This window comes from Sanguibacteroides justesenii, from assembly GCF_003204205.1.
GTDB classification, from domain to species: Bacteria; Bacteroidota; Bacteroidia; order Bacteroidales; family Marinifilaceae; genus Gabonibacter; species Gabonibacter massiliensis.
Map to the genome: position 1 here is coordinate 163,832 of NZ_QJPL01000002.1, position 21,345 is coordinate 185,176.

Below are 21,345 nucleotides of genomic sequence, written 5' to 3' on the forward strand. Positions count from 1 at the left end.
CCTCAGTTCGGTTTTTCGATGATGTAAAATTTTCCGATGACTGTATAGCGCGTTCGGGACAGCCACGCTCTTAATTCCGGTGATTTTTGAACATCCCATACTTTAATAAAAATGAGGTTTCCCCCTTTCTCGTATAGGCGGAGCATCTCCTCTTTTTCTTTTATTTTAAAAAGGGGACGGTGAAGATAAACGTCCATATTTTCTCCGCTTCGAAAACGGTAAAAGTAGAGGTTTTCAATCGTACTGTTATCGATAATTTCTAAGGCTTTTTGAGATAAAGCGGAAAAGCCGAGATTCGGGTTCAGTTTCGGAAGAGCAAAGGAACTGACAAAGATAGAGATTAATAATCCTAAGGCTGTCGTTTGAATTGCCTGGTGAAGGTTATGCCGGCGTAGGCTGACGAAGGCAAACAAGGCGCTGACGAAAAGAATTCCGATGCCTGTACGGATACAGTAGAGTCTGATGAATTCGATTCGGTCGGCCAAGAAAAAGGAGATCGGAAAAGCAAGAATAAATACGACAATAGGGATGTACAGGGTAAAACGGATCCATTTCTCTTTAATTTTTGGCAGGAGCAGTATGGAAAGATAGGCGACAAAAGGATATATAGGCAGTAAATAGATATCTAATTTCGAGCTGAATAACGATAATAGAATGAATGTTGTGGCGATGACTGAAAAGAAAAGTTTTTCCTTATCCGTTGTAATAAGTCTTTTCCAAATACCTATGACCAGAATCAGGATATAGAAAAGAGACCAGGGAGCCAAAGCGTACCAAATGGTTGTTCCGTAGTACCAGAAAGGTTCTTTATGTTGGAAAGAATCTACTGCCCGGTTTATGGTTTGGTGAAACAGCAAGTCGTATAAGTAATCATACCCTCCTTCCCAGAATACGCATCCGAACCATATGACGCATAGTGTCAATAATATGGTAAATTCTTTCCATCCGAGGAATTTTCCGAATTTCCGGATCTCTTTTTTCAAGATTAAAAAAACGGCAATGGAACATACAGGGACAATAATGCCTATGGGACCTTTTGAAAAGAGGGCCATAAATATGCAGAAGGGTAACCAAAAGTGATCGGGTTTCCGGTCTTGTTCCGTGTACCGCTTGTAAAAAATATAGAGGGATAACGTGATAAACATACACATCATCATGTCCATTCTCAATACAAGGGCAGAGCCGAGAAAAAGTCCGCTGGTAAACAGTAGTAATGCTACGCTCCGGCGGGAAGACAGGGAACACTCACGGATCCAACGATCCATTATCCCTATGGTAATAAAAGCGGGAATGACCGAGAACAGGGAGAGAAGGAACATGGAATGACTGCCCCATACGATCTTGCAAAGCATAATGATCCAGAAATATAAGGGTGGCTTATCCGCGTAGATCGTTCCGTGATTATAGAATGTAAACCAATCTCCATTGCGAATGGCTTCGTCCGCAATGCTTAAATATTTTAATTCATTATTTGGTGTGAAATCTCGTAATATTAAGGCCGGTAAAACCAAAATGAATAGAAGAAAATACCGTTCTATTTTCATATTTTCCCTTTTTAGTCAGATTTAAACGACGTACAAATTTATATACTAAAATGTTTCTTTTTTGTTACGCGAATTGATTTTTTTTGCCAAAAAATATTTACGTTCATTTCTTCCTCCATTCTATCGCTTCTCTATTAATTTATTTTAAATTTGCGCTCTGACTCAAACAAATAATTATTTGGTGTTATGCAAAAAAGAGATTGGATTCATATATTGTTTATCCTTGTTGTTTGTTGGTTTGCTTTTTTCGTGAACAACGATGCGATATTTGTTGATATTATGGAGTCGCGCAACCTCGTAACAGCCCATGAGATGGAGACTTACGATAATTGGTTGGTGCCTACCATGAACGGGGAACTTCGTTTGGAGAAGCCTCCTTTACCGACGTGGATAGCGGCAGGTATTGATATGATAAGCCCGGATAATATCGCGTTACAGCGAGGGGCAGCCGGGCTTATGGCGACGATAATGGTATTTTTCCTTTATTTTTTTGCATCTGCGTTGACTCAAAATAAATTATTCGGATTATTGTCGGCGTTGGTACTTGCGACGTCGTTTAATGTGATCATGCAGGGGAGGGTAGCAACATGGGATATCTATTGTCATAGTTTTATGCTGGGTGCCATATTCTTTTTTTACCGTGGGATGGCGGCGATGCGGACGAGGTGGTGGGATTTTTGCGTGGCCGGAATATTATTAGGACTATCTTTTTTAGGAAAAGGGCCGGTTTCGTTTTATGCTCTTCTTTTACCCTTTCTGATGTCCTATTTCTTTATTTATCGTCCGAAATTCGGACATAAATTATGGCCTGTGTTACTGATGGTTTTGATTTTTATTCTGATCAGTTTCTGGTGGCCGCTCTATTTGTATGTTTTCCATAAAGACATGGCTTTATTTGTGATGGCTAAAGAGTCCACGGCCTGGATAGAGCGGAATGTTCGTCCATGGTATTATTATTGGAAATTTTTTACGGAGTCGGGTATTTGGTCTTTGTTTTTGTTAACGGGACTATGTTGGCCCTGGTTAAAACATAAAATAACCTTAAAGAAAGAGTATAGGCTGGCGATTGTTTGGACATTGCTTTCCTTGGTTTTACTTTCTTGCTTTCCGGAAAAGAAAACGCGTTATTTGTTACCGTTGCTGATACCTTCCGCTATGGTGGTTGCTCATTATGTATTATACATCTTTATAGCCGTCAAAGAAAAGAGTTTGACGAAGGGCGATAAGATCGTATTCCGGATAAATGCTTTTCTGCCCGCGATCATTGCCTTGGGAATGCCTGTTGCGTTGTATGTATTGTTTTTTCAAACCCGACAAATCGGTTGGGTCTACTATATCGTAGTCTCTTTCCTTTTTTGGTTAGTCTCTTATTCTATTTTTGTAGGAGGCATAAGGCTAAAACCTCTGAAAGTTTTTACGGGAATGGTTATTTTGTTGATTCTCGTGGAGACCTTGTTAATGAATTCGGTGGCGACGATGTTTAATAATGAGGAGATAAAAAGTATACGGGCGGTCAGGGAGATTGAAAGTATCAATAAGTTGCCTTTTTATTATCCTCAAGAGGAAGAGTTGCGGATGGAGTTGGTATATGAAGCCGGTCGCCGGATTTTGCCGTGGGATACGGGTAAAGATACGGCTATACTGGATTCGCTGCCTATCGTGCTTGTTTCCGGTCGACCGGCCGAAGATGTATTGCCCGAATCCGTACGGGAACGGGTGAAGCTTCGTTTGGTTGACGTATATGATAATAACGCCAGGAAAAAAAACACGAAGTGGCACTCTCCGAAATTTGTACGTTATGTTACGGTCATCGAAAAGAGATAAAGCTACTTATTGAATAGGAACCGAAAATCTTCGTGTGGTTGTACCGTATAGGTTTTAAGCCCGAAGGATTTACCGGTCTCTATATTTCGTGGGGAATCGTCCAGATAGAAGGTGGTTTCGGGATGAATTCCGGAGCGGCGGATTACCTCTTTGAAAATAGCGGGATCCGGCTTGGTCATTTTTAATTCGTAAGAAAGAAACAGTTCGTCGAAATAGTTTTTCCAGCTTACTCCTTCGTCCATAAAGTAGGTCTTCCGGATGTAATCCATCATGATCGGATTCGTGTTACTTAACAATAATATTTGATAATGCTCTTTTAATTGTCTCAGCATTTCCAGTTTGTACCCTGGAATACCGGCCAACATCTCCCGGTAAGTATCATCTATACTTTCGTCCGTTACAGACCTTCCGATAAGTTTTCGGACACCCTCGTGAAACTCATCGGTGCCGATTTGCCCTTGTTCTAATTGTTTGAAAACTCCTTCTTTAGGGAGGTAAATATCTAAATATTCATCAATATCTTTAAAGCCGATGGCTTGAAATGCCCGTATGCAGGCATTTTTGTCCAAATCCATCAATACCCCTCCCAGGTCGAAAATTATCGTTGTAATCCCTTTCATCATTTTTTCCCTTTTAGTATGAATGAAAGTTATACGAAGGAATATTCTTTTCAGATACGAAGAGAGAATATTTTTCTTCCGGGAATAGTCTATCTTGTGTTTAACAGAAAGTGAGCAAGTTCTTCGACATCCCGTACGATGTAGTTGGCTCCGGCTAAACTCAGTTCTTTTTGATCGCCGTATCCGTAAAGTACTCCTATGGAGTCTATTCCCGTTTTTCGAGCGCCCTCGATGTCATATTTGCGGTCTCCGATCATTACGACGTCTTCTTTATTTTCAATCGAGTTTTGCTCCATTACGAGACGAATGACTTCATCTTTATGCGAAATAGAACCGTCTAAACTACTTCCTCCTATATAAGAAAAATAGGGGGTAAGATGATAGTGATCGATTATCTGACGTGCGTAGATTGTTGGTTTGGAAGTGGCCAACATCACTTTCTTTTTTGCTTTGTTCAACTCCTTCAATAAAGATTCAATTCCCGGATACAGGTTATTTTCGTAAATTCCGATTTTTTCAAATCGTTTTCTGTAAGCCTCGATAGCCTCCATTGCCATTTTTTCATCGAATTGATAGTATTCCATGAACGATTCTTTCAGAGGTGGACCTACGAATTTTTGTAACGTATTGATATCCGTTACTTGAATGTCGAAACAGGATAAGGCATATTGTACGGATCTGGTGATGCCTGGCATGGAATCCGTGACGGTTCCGTCTAAATCCAATAATATGCAAGTGTAATTTTTCTGAGGCACGGTTATCGTTTTAGGCAAAAAAAACAGGCTGTAAAGCCTGTTTTTATATGAATTGATTCCACCAATTAAGCGTTCAGAGTGAAGCGTAAAAATCCGGTGGCGGTTAAATCTTTGTCAATACTCTTCAAGTATTCTCTTACGGACATTTTTCCGTCCTGTTCGTAAACTTGATTTAATAGAGTCGATTCTTGGAAGAATTTATTCAGACGTCCTTGTGCGATTTTATCTAACATGGCTTCTGGTTTGCCTTCTTCCCGTGCTTTTTCACGACCGATTTCCACTTCGTGATCGATGACACTCTGAGGAATATCTTCTTTATCCAATGCGACAGGAGCCATTGCAGCTACCTGCATGGCGATGTTTTTCATTGCCTGCATGTCGGCCTCTTTGTTGAATCCTACGACGGTAGCCAGTTTGTTTCCCGGGTGAATATATACAACGGAAGCTTCAGCTTCTAATTTTCCGTAATAACTTAACTCTAATTTTTCTCCGATAACACCTGTTTGTTCGGCAATCTGTTCCGCAATAGTTCTTCCATCCAATTGGAGGTTTAACAAAGCTTCTATGTTTTCCGGCATATTAGCAAGAGCTGCTTCCAGAATACGGGTAGTGAATGCGATGAAGCCTTCGTTCTTAGCCACGAAATCTGTTTCACAATTCAGTGAAACGATTACGGCTTTTTTTCCGTCGGTTTTAGCTAATACACATCCTTCTTTAGCATCTCTGTCAGCACGTTTGCTGGCAATAACCAGACCTTTTTTACGGATGATGTCTACGGCTTTGTCGAAATCACCTTCAGCTTCCTGAAGAGCGTGTTTACAATCCATCATTCCGGCGTTTGTTGCTTTACGCAACTTCATTACGTCTGCTGCTTTTATTTCCATGTTCTCTTTTTTTAATTTGTAAATGATCATTTACAGTGGCAGACTTACGATTGATATCGTAAGTCTGTAAGATCGTAAATTATTTTTCTTCTTCTGAAGCTGATTCCTCTACCTCTACTTCCTCCTGATCTTCCACTTTCTCTGCTTTTTCTACTACGGCTTTTTTGTCTCCGCCCTCTTTTTCCCGTTCCACTTTTCTTTCGGTTAGCCCTTCTTTAATAGCAGAAGCCACTTTTTCAATGATCAATGAGATGGAAGTCGAAGCATCGTCATTACAAGGTATTACGAAGTCGATACCGTCCGGATTAGAGTTCGTGTCAACCATTGCAAATACGGGGATCCCGAGGGTATTTGCCTCTTTAACAGCGATGTATTCTTTCATAACATCGACAACAAAAAGAGCAGCCGGGAGCCGGGTCAAATCGGCGATACTACCCAAGTTTTTCTCCAATTTGGCTCTTTGACGGGAGATTTGGAGTTTCTCTCTTTTTGAAAGATGATCGAAAGTTCCGTCTTTCTCCATTTTGTCGATGGTCGTCATTTTCTTCACGGCTTTCCGGATAGTGGGGAAGTTGGTTAACATACCACCCGGCCATCTTTCCGTTACATACGGCATGTTGATATTAGAAATTTTTTCGGCAACAATGTCCTTAGCCTGTTTTTTTGTTGCTACAAACAGAATTTTTCTACCTGATTTAGCGATTTGTCTTAAAGCGGCACTTGCTTTGTCCAACATAATAGCTGTTTTGTTCAGGTCGATGATGTGGATATCATTACGCTCCATAAAGATATAAGGAGCCATTTTGGGATTCCATTTACGGGTAAGGTGTCCAAAGTGACAACCTGCATTTAATAATTCGTCGAAACTTGTATTTGACATTTTTGTTTTTTTATAAAGTTTACATTCTTACATTTAATCAATTGCCGGGTAGTTCTCATTAGAAGTCCCGTCAATTTAGATACTAAACCTCCATTAACGTTTAGAGAACTGGAATCTCTTACGAGCACCCGGACGACCCGGTTTTTTACGTTCCACTTCACGCGGATCTCTGGTCATGAATCCTGCTGCTCTTAATTTTGGTTTGTCTTCGGCATTGATTTTTACCAATGCTCTGGCAATTCCTAAACGTAATGCTTCTGCCTGACCGTTGAAGCCACCTCCTCCAAGATTTACTTTGATATCGTATTGTCCGGTTACTCCTAACAATTCAAGCGGTTGTTTTACAATATATTGAAGGGTCGGCAAGGTAAAATACTCTTCCAAATTCCTTTTGTTGATCGTAATATTGCCTTTTCCCTCGCTGAGATAAACACGTGCTACTGCCGTTTTTCTTCTACCGATTGCATTAATTACTTCCATACCTTGTTATTTAAGTGAGTTTAAATCAATTACTTTTGGCTGTTGAGCCTCTTGCTTGTGCTCCGTGCCGGCGTACAAGTAAAGATTTTTCATGACAGCTCTGCCAAGGCGATTTTTCGGAAGCATTCCTTTAACAGCGTGCTCGATAATTCTTTCCGGGTGTTTTGCCAACAACTGTTGCGGTGTTGAAATTCTTTGTCCACCGGGATACTGGGTGTGTCTGATGTACTGTTTGTCGGTCAATTTCTTACCGGTTAACTGTACTTTTTCCACGTTAATGATAATTACGTTGTCTCCGCAATCAACATGAGGTGTGTAGCTGGGTTTATATTTGCCTCTTAAGAGTTTCGCAACTTTTGAAGCAAGACGTCCCAAAACCTCGTTTTCTGCGTCAATTAAAACCCACTCTTTTTTGGCGGTGGCTTTATTGACGGAAATTGTTTTGTAACTAATTTGATCCACTTCTTTTTTAATTTAAAAAATTATACTTCTGTTTGTCTTTTTTCGTGGTTTACTTTAGCATCCCTTTTCGGTGAAAACAAACGAGGTTAGTCGGGCGACTGTTGAACGTTTTCATCCTCGGGTCTGCGATGCAAGGTAAATGGCTAAGGTTCACTCCTGCATTTTTTCGAATAAACCACTCCAAAATGAGGGGCAAAATTACATAAAATTTCGGGTATACAAAAAGTTTGCGGTAAAAAGTTTGAATATGAAGCGTTTGTTTATTTGAGGGTGATGCTTTTCGTGTCTTCCGTGTAACAAGTGAAGATTCCCAAAGCTCCCTCGATATTTCCCTCTAAAGGTACCGGAGTCGTGATACTTCCCTGATTCGCGCTATTGGCTTCATTTAAGGATATCTGATAGTTATAACAATCTTTTGTGATGCGCATCAGGCTGATAAAGGCTATATCTGCCTCTGCGATTTGCGAACAGACGATACGACGTGTTATGGCAGAAGCTGATTTGTAATGACTGAGATTCAGGTAGGAAACCTCTTTTCTGAATATCGAATCGTTGGCTGAGAGCTGAAGCGTGTAAATATAGTAATTTTGAGTCGGATCTTCCGAAGTGGAAAAATGGATGCTGGCAACGTTATTTTTGATTTGATATGAATCTATTTTGATCGCTTCCGGGACGGCTGTTTGTGCTGTTATCTGATTTTTTTCGGGCGTTATTATTTTTAGATAGAGCGTGTCGTTGCCGGGTGCCAGTTTTTTTTCGCTCCCGTAATTGTAAATGAAATCCGAACCGGGGAGAGTGAAGATGACGTGTTCCATTTTGATCAGTTCGTTTGCTCGGATCGAGATATCGAATTCCGTCGAAAAGTCCGGAGCCAAATTGCCCGAGATGGGCAAAACGGGAATAGCACTCAAGGAGAAAGTTTCTTCCGGTTTGCAATAGCACTCGATAAAGTAGCCGGAAACGGTTCCCATGTTTTTTATGGGAAGATCTTCTTCCGGAATGCAGGCGTAAACGGAGAGCAAAATACCTAACAATACACTTTTTTTCTTCATGTCACCATCTTAAACGTAGCGAAATATACGGAATAAACGGCAGCATTACCTTGGATTTGGGTACGAATTTCGTCCCCGTTTGTCCCGTACGTTCCGGTCTGAAATAAATAAATGAGGGATTGGACTGGTTGTATATGTTGTACGCACCTATTGTCAATTTGAAAAAGAGATTCCGGAAATTGAACTTATAGTTGATATCTGCGTCTAATCGATGATTGTTAGGGAGTTTGTAATTGTAACGGTCTGTATAGACCGGGATAAGAACAGGATGATCCAGAATATCCGTAATGTTATGTGCGATAACCGCTCCGACGGGGAAAGTAGTGTAAACTCCCGAGGAGAACGACCAGAGTGCGTTCCATGTAAGGCGTGAAGAGAGGTTATAGGAAAAGTTGATGATGATATTGTGCTTGACGTCGTAAGGGGGATAAAAGGACTTGCCGTTATTGATCTCCTTGAATTGTCTTTTGGATTCCGATAGGGTATAGTTCGCGTGAGCGTAAAAGGCTCGGTTATTCAAGGTGAAATCTATTTCGAATCCTTTTGCGTGGCCTTTTCCTTCGATTTGGTTCTCGGTTAATGCCGTGTATTCCGTTTTTATATCGGATGCAAAATCTTTGACGTGACGCATGTCTTTATAGAAAACTCCCGCGTAGACGGATAAAATTTGACTGACGGCCTGATTTATTCCGATGGAATATTGATGGCAGATAGCCGGTTTCGAATTTTTTTCTAACGGATACCAGATGTCGATGGGGGTCTTTACCGTAAAATAGGGATAAAGACTCAGGTATTGGGCGGTCTTGGCATAGTCCATCCAAAGGGTAAAGCCTCCTCGGGTGTAGCTGATTTTAAAGCGGGGAGAGAATGTGTGTCGGAGGGTTGCTCCTTGATAAAATTGATAATTGACCCCTCCGTTAATATTAAAGTAAGGGTTTATTTGATAGATTATATCTGCATATATCTCAGATAGATTAAATGATTTATCTGAACTTTTTATTAAAAAGTTGTGGTAATCGTCCATTTTGTTTGCCGTTTCAAAGCGGGCATACTCGAATTTACCTCCGGTATTGAATTGTATCCGTTCCGAAAAGGAACGGGAGTAGGAGAGTTTTGCAAGAACCGAGTAGTGTTGGTTGCCCCCGCCCATCGGAATGCTGCCTGTGGCATCTCCTTTGCTGTAAGCAGTGTTCATTCCGACCTGTAAACTCCAGAACCGATCGGAAGATGGAGCGTAAGTGGTATTTACGATACCGGATAACGTGTGCCAATTGAATTTGTATTGGATATGGTCGCTTAGCTTCATCTTTAAATTGTCGATGGTGAATAATCCGAAAGCGTTCATGCGCCATTTGCCGGAGATTTTGGAATCTAAGCTAACCGTAACGTCGCTGAAACCATATTCCGGCATGTAGTTCGGTTCTTGTTGATCCTTGATGGTTTGGTTATATATTCTTGCGATATGTTCGAGATAAGAGGTCCTGAGAGATACGGCAAAGGAGGTCTTATTTTTTATAATCGGTCCTTGTGTCTTTATCGATGAGGAGACTAACCCTAACGTAATCTCTCCCTCGTAATTTTGTTTGTTCCCTTGTTCGGGGCGCATGTTGATATAAGACGAAAGGAAACTGTTGTATCGGGCCGGAAATCCGCTTTTGTACAAGGTCGAATTGCTGATGATGTAAGGATCGAAGGTGGAAAGAATACCGGTCAGGTGATCTGGATTGGCGATAGGCATGTCATTGATTAGAAATCCGTTTTCATTGCTGTTGCCTCCCCGTACGTATATTCCTGAATTCAAGGCATTGGTGGTAATAATTCCCGGCAGAGTAGCCAAGTATTTCATAATATCCTGTTCCCCGAGGATGGCCGGAATCCGTTCGATATTGTTCGAAGAGGCGAAGATCTTGCCGCTGGCCGGAAAACCGGTCACGATAACCTCTTTCAAGTTATTGTGTTTATTTCGTAAGACAATCACGAAGGAGGTTCGATTATTCAATAGCTTATAGGTCTCCTTTTGGTAATTCACGTGCGATAATTCGAGGGTACACGGAAGTTCGCATTCCAGCCGGAAGTGTCCGGTCGAATCTGTTGTCGTTCCTGTTTTTCCTTCCACGTAATAGATATTTACCCCTTGTACGGCTTCTCCCGCGTTGGATATCACTCTTCCCAGGATTACGGTTTGCGCCTGAAGGCAGATAGGCCCGAATAAAAATAAGAAGGTGATGAACTTAAACATGGTTTTAATTTTAACTTGCACTTCCCGCTGAATTTTACAAATGTAGCAAACAATTCATAATTCAATGTGAGAGATACGCGATAATTGTTGTTAAATTTGTCGCTTAATAAAGTTTCGTTCATGGGAATATACGTGCATATACCTTTTTGCCGAAGTAAATGTTTTTATTGTGGTTTCTACTCCGTGGCTTCCCTGCAACGGAAAGAGGAGTATGTCCGGGCATTGTGCCGGGAGGTTGAATTACGAAGGGAGTATTTGCCGTCTCGGCAGGCGGATACGCTTTACTTCGGTGGGGGTACTCCCTCTTATTTAGAGGTGAATGAATTGGAGAGAATCGTGAGGGAGGTAGAGTCCTGTTGGACGTTTTCTCCCGATTCCGAGCGTACATTGGAGGCTAATCCCGAAGATGTTACTGTTGAAAAGCTGAGGTTTTGGAAAGAGGTGGGGTTTAATCGTCTAAGTATAGGTGTACAGTCTTTCGACGATAAGGTTCTGAAACAGATCAACCGGACTCACTCGGCTCGCCGGGCGGAAGAGGCGGTGTGCCGGGCTGCTGATTGCGGATTTGAAAATATCGGAATTGATTTGATTATCGGTCTGCCCGGAAGTACCTCTTCGGATGTGGAGCATCATCTGAAAATACTTGAAAATCTGCCGGTTTCCCATGTTTCGGTTTACCTGTTGAGTATCGACTCCAATACCGTTTTCGAACGCTTGGCGGCCCGCGGAAAATTTGTTCCTTTGGATGATGACTGCTTGGCCGAACAGTATCTTTTGGTTTCCGATTACTTGAAGCATATCGGTTTCGAGCATTACGAAATATCTAATTTTGCTAAAGAACGTAGATATTCGAAACACAATACTTCTTACTGGATGCAACGTCCTTACCTCGGATTGGGGGCGGCGGCCCACTCTTATGACGGGGATTCCAGGCAATGGAATGTGGCTCATTTGAAAAAATATATGGATGCTTTGCAGGAAAATCGGTTATATTTCGAGCGGGAAGAGTTAAGCGATAGGGACAAGTATAATGAATGTATAATGACGCGTTTGCGTACGATGTGGGGGTTGGACATAAAGCGGCTTGAACGAGAGTACGCCGTTTATTGGAACCGGGTAAAACACAAGTTACCTGTTTGGAGGGAAAGCGGACTTTTAGAGATAGAGAATAATATAATTCGGTTGTCTCCCCGGGGATGGCTGGTCTCTGACGGAATTTTTAGCGAGCTGTTTATTTGAAACGAGAAAAATTCCTTCTTTTCGTGGAGAATATTATAAACTTATAACGGGTTTGGAGACGGAACTTTTTAGGATATGAATCTAAGAGGTATCTATTTGTGAATTGATGCTTAATTTATTATTTTTGCCCATCCGTGTTTCGGGTGGAACATGGTGTAGATAAAATGATAATGGTGTAAATGTAAGATGATGGACACAAAAAAACGATTAATCAAAGAGCTGTTACAGTCTGAAGATTGTGACAAAGAAGTCGAGGTAAGTGGTTGGGTTAGAACCAAACGCGGTAATAAACAGGTTAATTTTATAGCCTTGAATGACGGCTCTACGATAAATAATATACAGATTGTCGTGGAAATGAATAATTTCCCGGAGGAGTTAGTGAAAAAAGTGACAACGGGAGCCGCTATTCATGTAAAAGGAATGCTGGTAGAGAGTACCGGAAGCGGTCAATCTTACGAAATACAGGCAAAGGAGATAGTTGTTTTGGGAGAAGCGGATCCGGATAAATTTCCGATTCAACCCAAAAAGCATTCGTTGGAGTTTTTGCGAGAGGTTGCTCATTTGCGCTTCCGGACCAATATTTTCGGTGCTGTTTTTCGCATTCGCCATGCTATGGCTTTTGCGATACATCAATATTTTAATAATCATGGCTTTTATTATTTACATACGCCTTTGATTACCGCATCAGATTGTGAAGGTGCTGGTGAAATGTTCCGGGTAACGACCCTCGATCCGAAGAACCCGCCTTTGACCGAAGGGGGCGAGGTCGATTTTAAACAGGATTTTTTCGGTAAATCGACAAATTTAACCGTAAGTGGGCAGTTAGAGGGAGAATTGGGAGCTATGGCTTTGGGGAAAATATACACGTTCGGACCGACGTTTCGTGCTGAAAACTCCAATACGACTCGTCATCTGGCAGAGTTCTGGATGGTCGAGCCGGAGGCTGCTTTCTATGATTTGAAAGATAACATGGATCTGGCGGAAGATTTCTTAAAATATTTGATTCGTTACGCTTTGGAACATTGTATGGATGATCTTCGGTTCTTGAGTAAGCGTCTTCAGGACGAGGAGAAAGACAAGAAAGCGGAGGATCGTTCCATGGAGTTGATTGAAAAATTGCAATTCGTACTGAATCATGATTTCGAACGGGTTACTTATACGGAAGCCATTGATATTTTGAAAAATAGCAAGCAAAACAAGAGTGGTAAATTCCAATACCCGATAACGGGGTGGGGAGTGGATCTACAAAGCGAACACGAACGTTATTTGGTTGAGAAGCACTTCAAACGTCCGGTTATTTTGACAGGCTACCCGAAGGAGATAAAGGCTTTTTATATGAAGCAGAACCCGGATGGAAAAACCGTGGCGGCAATGGATGTGCTTTTCCCGCAGATCGGAGAGATTATTGGTGGGTCCCAACGGGAAGAAGATTACGATAAATTGGTGACAAGAATGAAAGAGGTGGGGATTCCCGTGGAAAGTATGAGCTGGTATCTGGATACCCGTCGCTTTGGTTCTGCCGTTCATAGCGGATTTGGCTTGGGATTCGAACGTCTATTACTTTTTGTGACCGGAATGGGAAATATTCGTGACGTGATACCCTTCCCGCGGACACCGAAAAGTGCAGAATTTTAATACAGGAAGAGATTCAATCGTTATTTGAATCTCTTTCATTACAACAACGATGAAGAGAGATGCTAAAGCAGAATTTACAACAAAAATTGGGATTGAAAATAAATCCGTTGCAGATTCAGTTGATAAAACTGCTGGAGCTTCCCACTTACCAATTGGAGCAAAGAATAAAGGAGGAATTGGAATCGAATCCCTTGTTGGATCTGGGGGAAGAAGAGCAACAGGAGCACGAGGAGGAGTATAGGGAAGAGAGCGAAGAGGAGTATGATCAGGCTTCCGAGGAGGAGGAAGATCACGATACGGTCGAGGATGAATTTTCTTTGGATGATTACCTGAGTGACGATGATGACATTCCCGATTATAAGCTGTCTGCTTCCAATGTTTCCAAAGACGATGACGGACGGGATTTTGTGTTGTCCGGAGGAATCTCTTTTCGAGAGAACTTAATCGCTCAACTGGGGGTAAAGCCATTGAGCGAGATGGATCGTAAGATTGCGGAATACATCATCGGCAATATGGATGAGGATGGTTATTTGCGACGGGATATTGAAAATATCGTGGATGATTTGGCCTTTGGTGCCGGGATAGAGATTGATGAAGAAAAAGTGCTACGTCTATTGCATATCGTGCAGGAGTTTGAACCGGCAGGAGTAGGGGCACGAGATTTACGGGAGTGTTTATTGCTGCAAATAAAACGACGTTTGGCAGGGAATCCGACTCCCTCGTTACGTCATGCACAGATGATTTTGGAAAATTTCTTTGAGGAGTTTTCCAAAAAACATTATGAAAAGATTACCAAACGTATGCGGCTTTCGGATAAAGAGTTGAGAGAGGCTATCGATGAGATTTTAAAGTTGAATCCTAAGCCGGGAGGACAGGTGTCGGATTCGGTTAATTCCGGTTCTGAAAAAATTATTCCGGATTTTAATTTGGATATTGTAGATGGTGAGTTGCAGCTGAGCCTTAATTCTGGAGATGTTCCGGAATTGAGATTAAACAAGTCTTATCTGAATCTATTGGAGAAATATCAGAAAAGTGCTACTTCGAAAGAAAAAAAAGATGTGGTTTCTTTTGTGAAGTATAAATTGAATTCGGCTCGTTCGTTTATCGATGCCGTAGAGCAGCGTAATAATACCCTCATGCTAACAATGACTGCTATTGTTCAATTTCAGAAACAATTCTTTTTGACCGGTGATGAAAGTCGCTTGAAACCTATGATTTTGCGGGATATTGCAGATATTACGGGATTAGATGTTTCGACCATTTCCAGGGTTTCCAATTCGAAGTATGTACAAACATGGTTTGGAATATATTCGTTAAAACAATTCTTTTCGGGGAGTATGCCTACCAATAGCGGGGAAGAGGTGAGTACCGGAGAGATTAAAAACGTATTGAAGGAGATTGTAGACCAGGAAAACAAACGTAAACCGTTTACGGATGACGAGTTGGTTGAATTAATGAATAAGAAGGGATATCAAATAGCCAGGCGTACGGTTGCCAAGTACAGGCAGCTATTGGATATTCCGGTTGCACGTTTAAGACGGGAAGTATAACTTAACAGTGTGTGTGTTATGAAGAATGTCGCTTTTCTTGTGTCTTTATTGGTACATCCCGTTGTAATCCCTTTGTATGCCTTGTTTATTATCTTCCATTCGGGAACTATTTTTTCTTTTATTCCTTTGCAGACTCAATATACGGCCTATTTGCTAACGATTACCGGTCCTGTTTTTATTCCTCTGGCGTGTTTGCCTTTGTTAAAATATTTGCGATTAATAGATAGCTATGCCATGTGGAACAAGCAGGAACGTATTTTCCCGATTCTAATAACGATCGTCTGTTTTTTTGTCGTCGTCTATTTGCTTCGGGAGTTCCCTTATGCCCATATCGTACGTCAGTTTTACCTGCTTATCATCATTTTATTGTCCGGTTTCCTGTTTGTCACGATCTGTTGGAAAATGAGTATACATATGATGGCGATAGGGGCTCTATGCGGTTTCGTTTTTATCTTGGGAACAAAATATTTTGGGGATGTAATGTATACGCTATCCTTCCTGATCCTGTTATCTGGAGTTCTCGGTAGTTGCAGGCTGTATTTGAAATGTCATACACCCGCCCAAGTGTACTTCGGATTTTTATACGGAGCTACCTTTATCGTTGTCGTGCTTTATTAATACCGGATCACCCAAAGATCATCCCGGTCGAGACGTTTTTTCCAATCATTTGTTTCACGAATAGCCTCTTCTTTATCTCTATACCGGGCGACACTCACGCGGAAGCGATTATTTTTGGTAATAATCCGTGATTCCGTGTATCCTTGTTCTACCAGACGATTCAATCTTTTTTCGGCGGATGATAGTTCTGGATAACTGGCTACGATAACGTAATAGCTTTCCGTAGGAGAAGTGACAATGCGATCTTTTCGCGATGGGCTTTCCGTTTGTAAGGGTTCGGTTTTTTGCTCTTGCCGTATGGCCGTCGTGTCCTCTTTCGGCGTAACTATACTGTCTTTTAAAACGGCAGTCAGATCTCTCGTGACACTTGCCGTCGTCAATTTTTTGGAGTCTAATTTATTATGCTGGCAATGACCGAATAGAAAGAGTATTGCCAGAAATAATAAGATTTTCATCATTCTTCTTTACTTATTTGGCGTGGTACAACCAGGTTTTTTGCTTACTGGCCTCTTTTTGTATATTCTTCAAGGCTACGAGCGCATCCGTTTTTTGAGCATACCCCTCGTAAACGACTAAATAGAGATTCTCAAAATAGTTCAGTACTTCCGCTTCGGAGAAACCTTCTTTTTGGAGTCTTTGACACAGTTTATCCGCGTTGCTTTTATATTCAAAACAGCCGGCAACCAGGAAGTAGTTTTTTTTCTCTTTTACTACCGGTTTTACCTCTTTCGTTTTTTCTGCCTCAACCTCGGGCGGAGTCGTGTTTTCCGTTTTAACGACTTGTACGGGAGTCTCTTTTTTCGGAGCTTGTTTTTCTTTGCAAGCTGAAAAGAAAACAAATATTAAAGCGGTTGTAAAAATTAAAACAGTTTTCATGATCGTCTTTTTTTATAAGTTAGCCAAGATGAACACAAAAATATTGTAAATAAAACAAATTCCTCTATTTTTGTCGATGAAATTATTCGTTTTAATTTTAAAATCAGGTTTATGAATAAATTTTTTTTATTGATACTCTTATTCTGCAGCGGTATCTCTTGTAGTAATCAGAAAGAACAAATAGTGAGTATGTCTACGACGATGGGAGATATAAAAGTTAAGTTATATAACGAGACGCCTAAGCATCGGGATAATTTTTTGAAGTTAGTGAAGGAACAATTTTATGATAGCGTTTTATTTCATCGTGTTATTCAAAATTTTATGATACAGGCTGGAGACCCGGAATCGAAAACAGCGGCATCGGGAACTTTATTGGGAGAAGGTGATAATGGGTACACCATCGATGCGGAGTTTCAACCTCGTTACTTTCATAAAAGAGGTGTACTTGCGGCAGCCCGGGAGGGAGATGAGGTGAATCCTCAGCGAAAGTCCAGCGGCTCGCATTTCTATATGGTGCAGGGTGTCGTTTATTCGCCGGAGAAGCTGGATAACACGGTTAAGCGGATTAATGAACGCCGGAAGATCGCTTTGTATAACCGTATCAAATCGGGTTATGAAGCCGAATATGCTCGCTTGCAAAAAGCCGAAGATCAGGAGGGAATGGATCGGTTGACGGAAGAGATAGCTCATGCCTGTGACAGCCTTTTTGTTCAAGAAGAGTTGGTGTTAACTCCGGAGCAGAAAAAGATTTATACGACGGTGGGAGGAACTCCTCATTTGGATGGTCAATATACCGTATTCGGGGAGATAGTCGAAGGGATGGAGGTTATGGATAAAATAGCAGCCGTACAAACCGATGCCAACGATCGTCCTTTGGAAAACGTCGTAATCCTGCACATGGAAATTATTAAATGACCGTTTGAATTGACGATTGCAGAGGCCAATCGTCAATTTGTAACTTAAACGGTTTTAGATTCCGGTGATCTTTTTAATCTCGTTTAGCTTATTCAAAGCCTCAAGTGGGGTTAGACCGTTGATGTCCAACCCGGCGATTTCGTCTCTAATTTGGAGAAGAACGGGATCTTCCAATTGGAAAAAGCTGAGCTGGACCCCTTCCCTTTCATTGGCAATCCGACTCACGTTTTTTTGTAAGGTCCCGCTTTTGTTCTTGTCGTTTTCCAGCTGTTTCAGAATCTCAGAAGCCCGTAATATGACGGATTGCGGCAATCCTGCCATTTTAGCGACTTGGATTCCGAAAGAGTGATTTGAACCTCCTTTTACCAATTTACGCAAAAAGACAATTTTATTATTCACTTCCTTTACCGAAACATTGTAGTTTTTGATTTTCGGGAACGAACGTTCCATTTCGTTCAATTCGTGATAATGGGTGGCAAACAGAGTCTTCGTACGGTATTTGACATGCTCGTGTAAAAATTCCACGATGGCCCAGGCAATGGAGATTCCGTCGTAAGTAGAGGTCCCTCTTCCCAACTCGTCGAACAAAACGAGGCTCCGATCGGATATATTGTTTAATATATTGGCGGCTTCGTTCATTTCTACCATGAAAGTAGATTCTCCCAAGGAGATGTTGTCTGAGGCCCCGACTCTTGTGAAAACCTTATCGACATACCCGATTGATGCGGAGGTTGCCGGAACGAAACAACCGGCTTGTGCCATAATGACGATAAGTGCTGTCTGACGTAATAAAGCCGATTTTCCGGCCATGTTAGGTCCCGTGATAATAATGATTTGTTGTTTTTCGTTATCTAAAAACAAATCGTTGTGGATATAGCTTTCTCCGGGAGGAAGCTGCTTTTCGATGACCGGATGACGCCCGGCTTTTATATCGATGGAATAGGATTCATTGATTTCAGGACGGTGGTATTGGTTCGTGATGGATACGTTAGAAAACGAAATTAAAGCATCGATCCGGGAAATGATATGGGCATTAGTTTGTATGGCTTTGATATAGGATGAGGCAACGAGTAACAATTCGTTGTAAATCGTACTCTCCAACTCCTGAATACGATCTTCTGCTCCTAAGATCTTTTCTTCATACTCCTTTAATTCGGGTGTGATGTAGCGTTCTGCATTCACTAATGTCTGCTTCCTGATCCATGTATCGGGGGCTTTACTGTTGTGAGTTTTAGTCACCTCGATGTAATAGCCGTATACATTATTAAAACCTATTTTTAATGAAGGGATACCGGTTTTTTCTATTTCCCGTTGTTGCATTTGAAGCAGGAGTTCTTTTCCATGGGAGGAAATTTCTCTCAACTCGTCTAACTCCGCGTTAACCCCGGGGGCAATGACATTTCCCTTGTTCAGCTGAGCGGGTGCTTCTTCCTGTATTTGTTGCGCTATCTTTTGATGAAGAGCCTCGCATTCGTTTAATTGCTCGATCCATTGGGTTAATTGGGGATTGTTGATGTTCCGGCAATGTTTTTTTAGCGGAATCAACGTTTGCAAAGCTACTTTCAATTGTACCATCTCTCGCGGCGAGATCCGGCATACGGCAATTTTAGAAGCTAACCGTTCCAAATCCCCGATGATCCGTAATAGTTGTTCCAGCTCGAGACGTTCGGTTTCGTGTTGAATGAAACTTTCTACGATATCCAACCGTTGGTTGATCTCTTCCGGAGATTTCAACGGCATGCAAATCCAACGGCGAAGCATCCGGCTGCCCATGGGAGTAATTGTTCTGTCAATAATATCGGTTAACGAACAACCTCCTTCGTGGAGCGATTCCAATATTTCCAGGTTTCGTAGCGTGAAGCGGTCTAATAATACACAAGTGGATTCATCGATTCGTCCAATAGAGGTGATATGCCCTACCAGCTCGTGCTTGGTCATGTCTAAATAATAGAGAATGGCCCCGGAAGCGGCGATACCGCATTCTAACTTATCAATTCCAAAACCTTTCAGAGAAGAGACGTCGAAATGTTTCTTCAGCCGATCTTCCGAAGAGTCCGGTTCGAAAAACCAGGCTTCTACCGGGTAAGTATAGTATTTATTTCCGAAAAGTTCATGGAATAAGGCTTCAGAGCCTTTAGGATATAACACCTCCTTGGGTTGAAAACTATTCAATAATTTGTCTACCGTGGAAGGAGTTCCTTCCGTCGTTAAAAATTCGCCCGTGGAAAGATCCAATAACGAGATTCCGGCTTTGCTTTTGGTAAAATAGACGGAGGCCAGAAATACGTTATTTTTATTGTCAATGGTATTTTCGTTGTACGAAACACCGGGAGTTACTAATTCTATGACTCCCCGTTTGACTAACTTCTTGGTTTTCTTGGGATCTTCCAATTGTTCACAGATGGCTACTCTCTGACCGGCACGGACTAATTTAGGAAGATAGGTATCTATGGCATGATAGGGGAAACCGGCAAGCTCTACGTCTCCGGGGGAGCCGTGAGATCGCTTTGTGAGGGTAATCCCTAAAATCTTTGAGGTAGTGATGGCATCTTCCCCGAAGGTCTCATAGAAATCTCCCATTCTGTAAAGAAGTAGTGCATCAGGATATTGAGCCTTAGCTGCATAGTATTGTTGCATCAAAGGTGTTTGTATTTCTGATTTTGTAGCCATTTAGTTTTGCTTATGAATTTATAGCTCGTGCGAGTGTTTACGCATCCCAAAAATAAATATTTTGCATGATATTTGTTTAAAAATCTCGGAAGTATTATGTAATTTTGTCGAACTGAAAACAAGCAAGCATAAGTTTGTTAATAAAAATTAGGGAAGAATAAACTTGACACGAGGAAATTGCGTATAGATATTTCCAGTTGCTTTATGGAGGAAATAAATTGAATGTTTATGGAAAATATATCGGGAATATTAGCTACTTATAATTTTTCGAATTTAGAAGATCGGATAGAGTTCGAGTTGGATGGAGTTATCGAGAAAGAGATTGCTTTGGCCTACTGTCCGGAGAACTTCGAGCTATGTATAACCTGTATGGATTATACGACATTGAAGGTGACAGATACGGATAGGTCCGTGACGGAATTTGTTGCGGAACTGCTTAAGAAAATCAAGAAGAATGCCTTGCCTGAGGTCGCTTCGGTATGTGTATTCCCGAAATATGCTTCGATTGTAAAAAACGGATTGAGTGAAACATCCATTAAAACGACTGTCGTGGGAGCTTGTTTTCCCTCTTCTCAATCTTTTATGGAAGTAAAAATTGCAGAATGTAAAGCGGCCGTTGCCGCCGGGGCGGATGAAATCGATGTGGTTATCTCCGTGGGGGATATCCTGGAGAGAAATTACGAGAGGGTATACGAGGAGCTTGCAGCTATCCGGGAAGCTTGTAAAGGCGTTTTATTGAAAGTGATATTGGAAACCGGGGAGCTGAAGGATATCGAGAGCATATTTAATGCCGCGTTGATCAGTGCATACGCGGGAGCGGATTTTGTGAAAACATCCACGGGAAAAGTGCCTGTGAATGCTACTCCCGAATCTGTTTATGTGATGTGTGAAGCCGTCCGTCAGTATCATGCCCAAACGGGTAAAATGGTGGGAATAAAAGTGGCAGGAGGTGTTTCCAAAGTACAAAATGCCATTCGTTACCTAACCATCGTCAACCATGTTTTGGGAAAAGAATGGGTGACTCCTCGCTATTTTCGAATCGGGACATCCCAGTTAATGGATGATATCTTGAAAGAGATGAAGAAATAATGAAAGACCGGCA

At 41.6% G+C, this 21,345-nt stretch carries 19 protein-coding genes; 7 read left to right on the forward strand and 12 right to left on the reverse strand.

The genetic code is table 11. From position 1 onward, the window contains the following. Nucleotides 1-2: 2 nt before the first annotated feature. A complete protein-coding gene (locus tag DMB45_RS03675; RefSeq protein WP_041505262.1) occupies nucleotides 3-1,544 on the reverse strand; it encodes an ArnT family glycosyltransferase in 1,542 nt (513 codons plus the stop codon). Between the two features lie 186 nt (nucleotides 1,545-1,730). On the opposite strand from DMB45_RS03675, the gene DMB45_RS03680 reads away from it, so the two are divergent. Further along, nucleotides 1,731-3,368, forward strand: coding sequence for an ArnT family glycosyltransferase (locus DMB45_RS03680; RefSeq protein ID WP_041505261.1), 1,638 nt, complete (start codon nucleotides 1,731-1,733; stop codon nucleotides 3,366-3,368). A gap of 2 nt (nucleotides 3,369-3,370) precedes the next feature. Here the strand turns inward: DMB45_RS03680 and DMB45_RS03685 are convergent, their stop codons facing one another. The 8 genes from DMB45_RS03685 to DMB45_RS03720 all read right to left on the reverse strand — a co-directional run bounded on the left by DMB45_RS03685 (nucleotide 3,371) and on the right by DMB45_RS03720 (nucleotide 10,740). Beyond that, nucleotides 3,371-3,991, reverse strand: a complete 621-nt coding sequence (locus DMB45_RS03685; RefSeq protein ID WP_110688463.1) for an HAD family hydrolase — start codon at nucleotides 3,989-3,991, stop codon at nucleotides 3,371-3,373. A gap of 86 nt (nucleotides 3,992-4,077) precedes the next feature. Next, nucleotides 4,078-4,743 carry an HAD family hydrolase gene (locus DMB45_RS03690; RefSeq protein ID WP_262509255.1) on the reverse strand — a complete coding sequence of 222 codons (666 nt, stop codon included), beginning with the start codon at nucleotides 4,741-4,743 and terminating at the stop codon, nucleotides 4,078-4,080. Between the two features lie 65 nt (nucleotides 4,744-4,808). Further along, nucleotides 4,809-5,627, reverse strand: coding sequence for a translation elongation factor Ts (tsf, locus tag DMB45_RS03695; RefSeq protein ID WP_041503481.1), 819 nt, complete (start codon nucleotides 5,625-5,627; stop codon nucleotides 4,809-4,811). Between the two features lie 79 nt (nucleotides 5,628-5,706). Continuing rightward, on the reverse strand, nucleotides 5,707-6,507 hold the full coding sequence (gene rpsB / locus DMB45_RS03700; RefSeq protein WP_041503222.1) for a 30S ribosomal protein S2: 801 nt from the start codon (nucleotides 6,505-6,507) through the stop codon (nucleotides 5,707-5,709). 93 nt (nucleotides 6,508-6,600) lie between these two features. Continuing rightward, nucleotides 6,601-6,987: a 30S ribosomal protein S9 gene (gene rpsI / locus DMB45_RS03705; protein ID WP_041503223.1), complete on the reverse strand. Its 387-nt coding sequence runs from the start codon at nucleotides 6,985-6,987 to the stop codon at nucleotides 6,601-6,603. A gap of 6 nt (nucleotides 6,988-6,993) precedes the next feature. Next, nucleotides 6,994-7,449 carry a 50S ribosomal protein L13 gene (rplM, locus tag DMB45_RS03710; protein ID WP_041503224.1) on the reverse strand — a complete coding sequence of 152 codons (456 nt, stop codon included), beginning with the start codon at nucleotides 7,447-7,449 and terminating at the stop codon, nucleotides 6,994-6,996. Nucleotides 7,450-7,709: 260 nt separating this feature from the next. Beyond that, nucleotides 7,710-8,501, reverse strand: a complete 792-nt coding sequence (locus DMB45_RS03715) for a DUF4249 family protein (protein ID WP_041503225.1) — start codon at nucleotides 8,499-8,501, stop codon at nucleotides 7,710-7,712. Between the two features lies 1 nt (nucleotide 8,502). Continuing rightward, nucleotides 8,503-10,740 (reverse strand): TonB-dependent receptor, encoded by a 2,238-nt coding sequence (locus DMB45_RS03720; protein ID WP_041503226.1) that lies wholly within the window; start codon nucleotides 10,738-10,740, stop codon nucleotides 8,503-8,505. A 120-nt stretch (nucleotides 10,741-10,860) separates the two neighbouring features. Between DMB45_RS03720 and hemW the strand changes: the two genes are divergently transcribed. The 4 genes from hemW to DMB45_RS03740 all read left to right on the forward strand — a co-directional run bounded on the left by hemW (nucleotide 10,861) and on the right by DMB45_RS03740 (nucleotide 15,782). Further along, the gene (gene hemW / locus DMB45_RS03725) at nucleotides 10,861-11,979 is read left to right on the forward strand and encodes a radical SAM family heme chaperone HemW (RefSeq protein ID WP_041503227.1); all 1,119 of its coding nucleotides are present in this window, start codon (nucleotides 10,861-10,863) and stop codon (nucleotides 11,977-11,979) included. A gap of 186 nt (nucleotides 11,980-12,165) precedes the next feature. Next, nucleotides 12,166-13,614, forward strand: coding sequence for an asparagine--tRNA ligase (gene asnS, locus DMB45_RS03730; protein WP_041503228.1), 1,449 nt, complete (start codon nucleotides 12,166-12,168; stop codon nucleotides 13,612-13,614). A 59-nt stretch (nucleotides 13,615-13,673) separates the two neighbouring features. After that, the gene (rpoN, locus tag DMB45_RS03735) at nucleotides 13,674-15,164 is read left to right on the forward strand and encodes an RNA polymerase factor sigma-54 (protein WP_041503229.1); all 1,491 of its coding nucleotides are present in this window, start codon (nucleotides 13,674-13,676) and stop codon (nucleotides 15,162-15,164) included. 18 nt (nucleotides 15,165-15,182) lie between these two features. Beyond that, on the forward strand, nucleotides 15,183-15,782 hold the full coding sequence (locus tag DMB45_RS03740; RefSeq protein WP_041503230.1) for a hypothetical protein: 600 nt from the start codon (nucleotides 15,183-15,185) through the stop codon (nucleotides 15,780-15,782). Here the strand turns inward: DMB45_RS03740 and DMB45_RS03745 are convergent. Further along, on the reverse strand, nucleotides 15,779-16,240 hold the full coding sequence (locus DMB45_RS03745) for an SPOR domain-containing protein (protein ID WP_041503231.1): 462 nt from the start codon (nucleotides 16,238-16,240) through the stop codon (nucleotides 15,779-15,781). The genes DMB45_RS03740 and DMB45_RS03745 overlap by 4 nt on opposite strands. Nucleotides 16,241-16,250: 10 nt before the next feature. After that, nucleotides 16,251-16,658 carry an SPOR domain-containing protein gene (locus DMB45_RS03750; protein ID WP_041503232.1) on the reverse strand — a complete coding sequence of 136 codons (408 nt, stop codon included), beginning with the start codon at nucleotides 16,656-16,658 and terminating at the stop codon, nucleotides 16,251-16,253. Between the two features lie 111 nt (nucleotides 16,659-16,769). Between DMB45_RS03750 and DMB45_RS03755 the strand changes: the two genes are divergently transcribed. Beyond that, complete coding sequence (locus DMB45_RS03755) at nucleotides 16,770-17,573, forward strand: peptidylprolyl isomerase (protein ID WP_041503233.1); 804 nt, start codon at nucleotides 16,770-16,772, stop codon at nucleotides 17,571-17,573. A 54-nt stretch (nucleotides 17,574-17,627) separates the two neighbouring features. On the opposite strand, the gene mutS is transcribed toward DMB45_RS03755, so the two are convergent. Continuing rightward, on the reverse strand, nucleotides 17,628-20,243 hold the full coding sequence (mutS, locus tag DMB45_RS03760) for a DNA mismatch repair protein MutS (RefSeq protein WP_041503234.1): 2,616 nt from the start codon (nucleotides 20,241-20,243) through the stop codon (nucleotides 17,628-17,630). Nucleotides 20,244-20,471: 228 nt separating this feature from the next. Between mutS and deoC the strand changes: the two genes are divergently transcribed. Next, nucleotides 20,472-21,332 carry a deoxyribose-phosphate aldolase gene (deoC, locus tag DMB45_RS03765; RefSeq protein ID WP_052634612.1) on the forward strand — a complete coding sequence of 287 codons (861 nt, stop codon included), beginning with the start codon at nucleotides 20,472-20,474 and terminating at the stop codon, nucleotides 21,330-21,332. Nucleotides 21,333-21,345 lie beyond the last annotated feature (13 nt).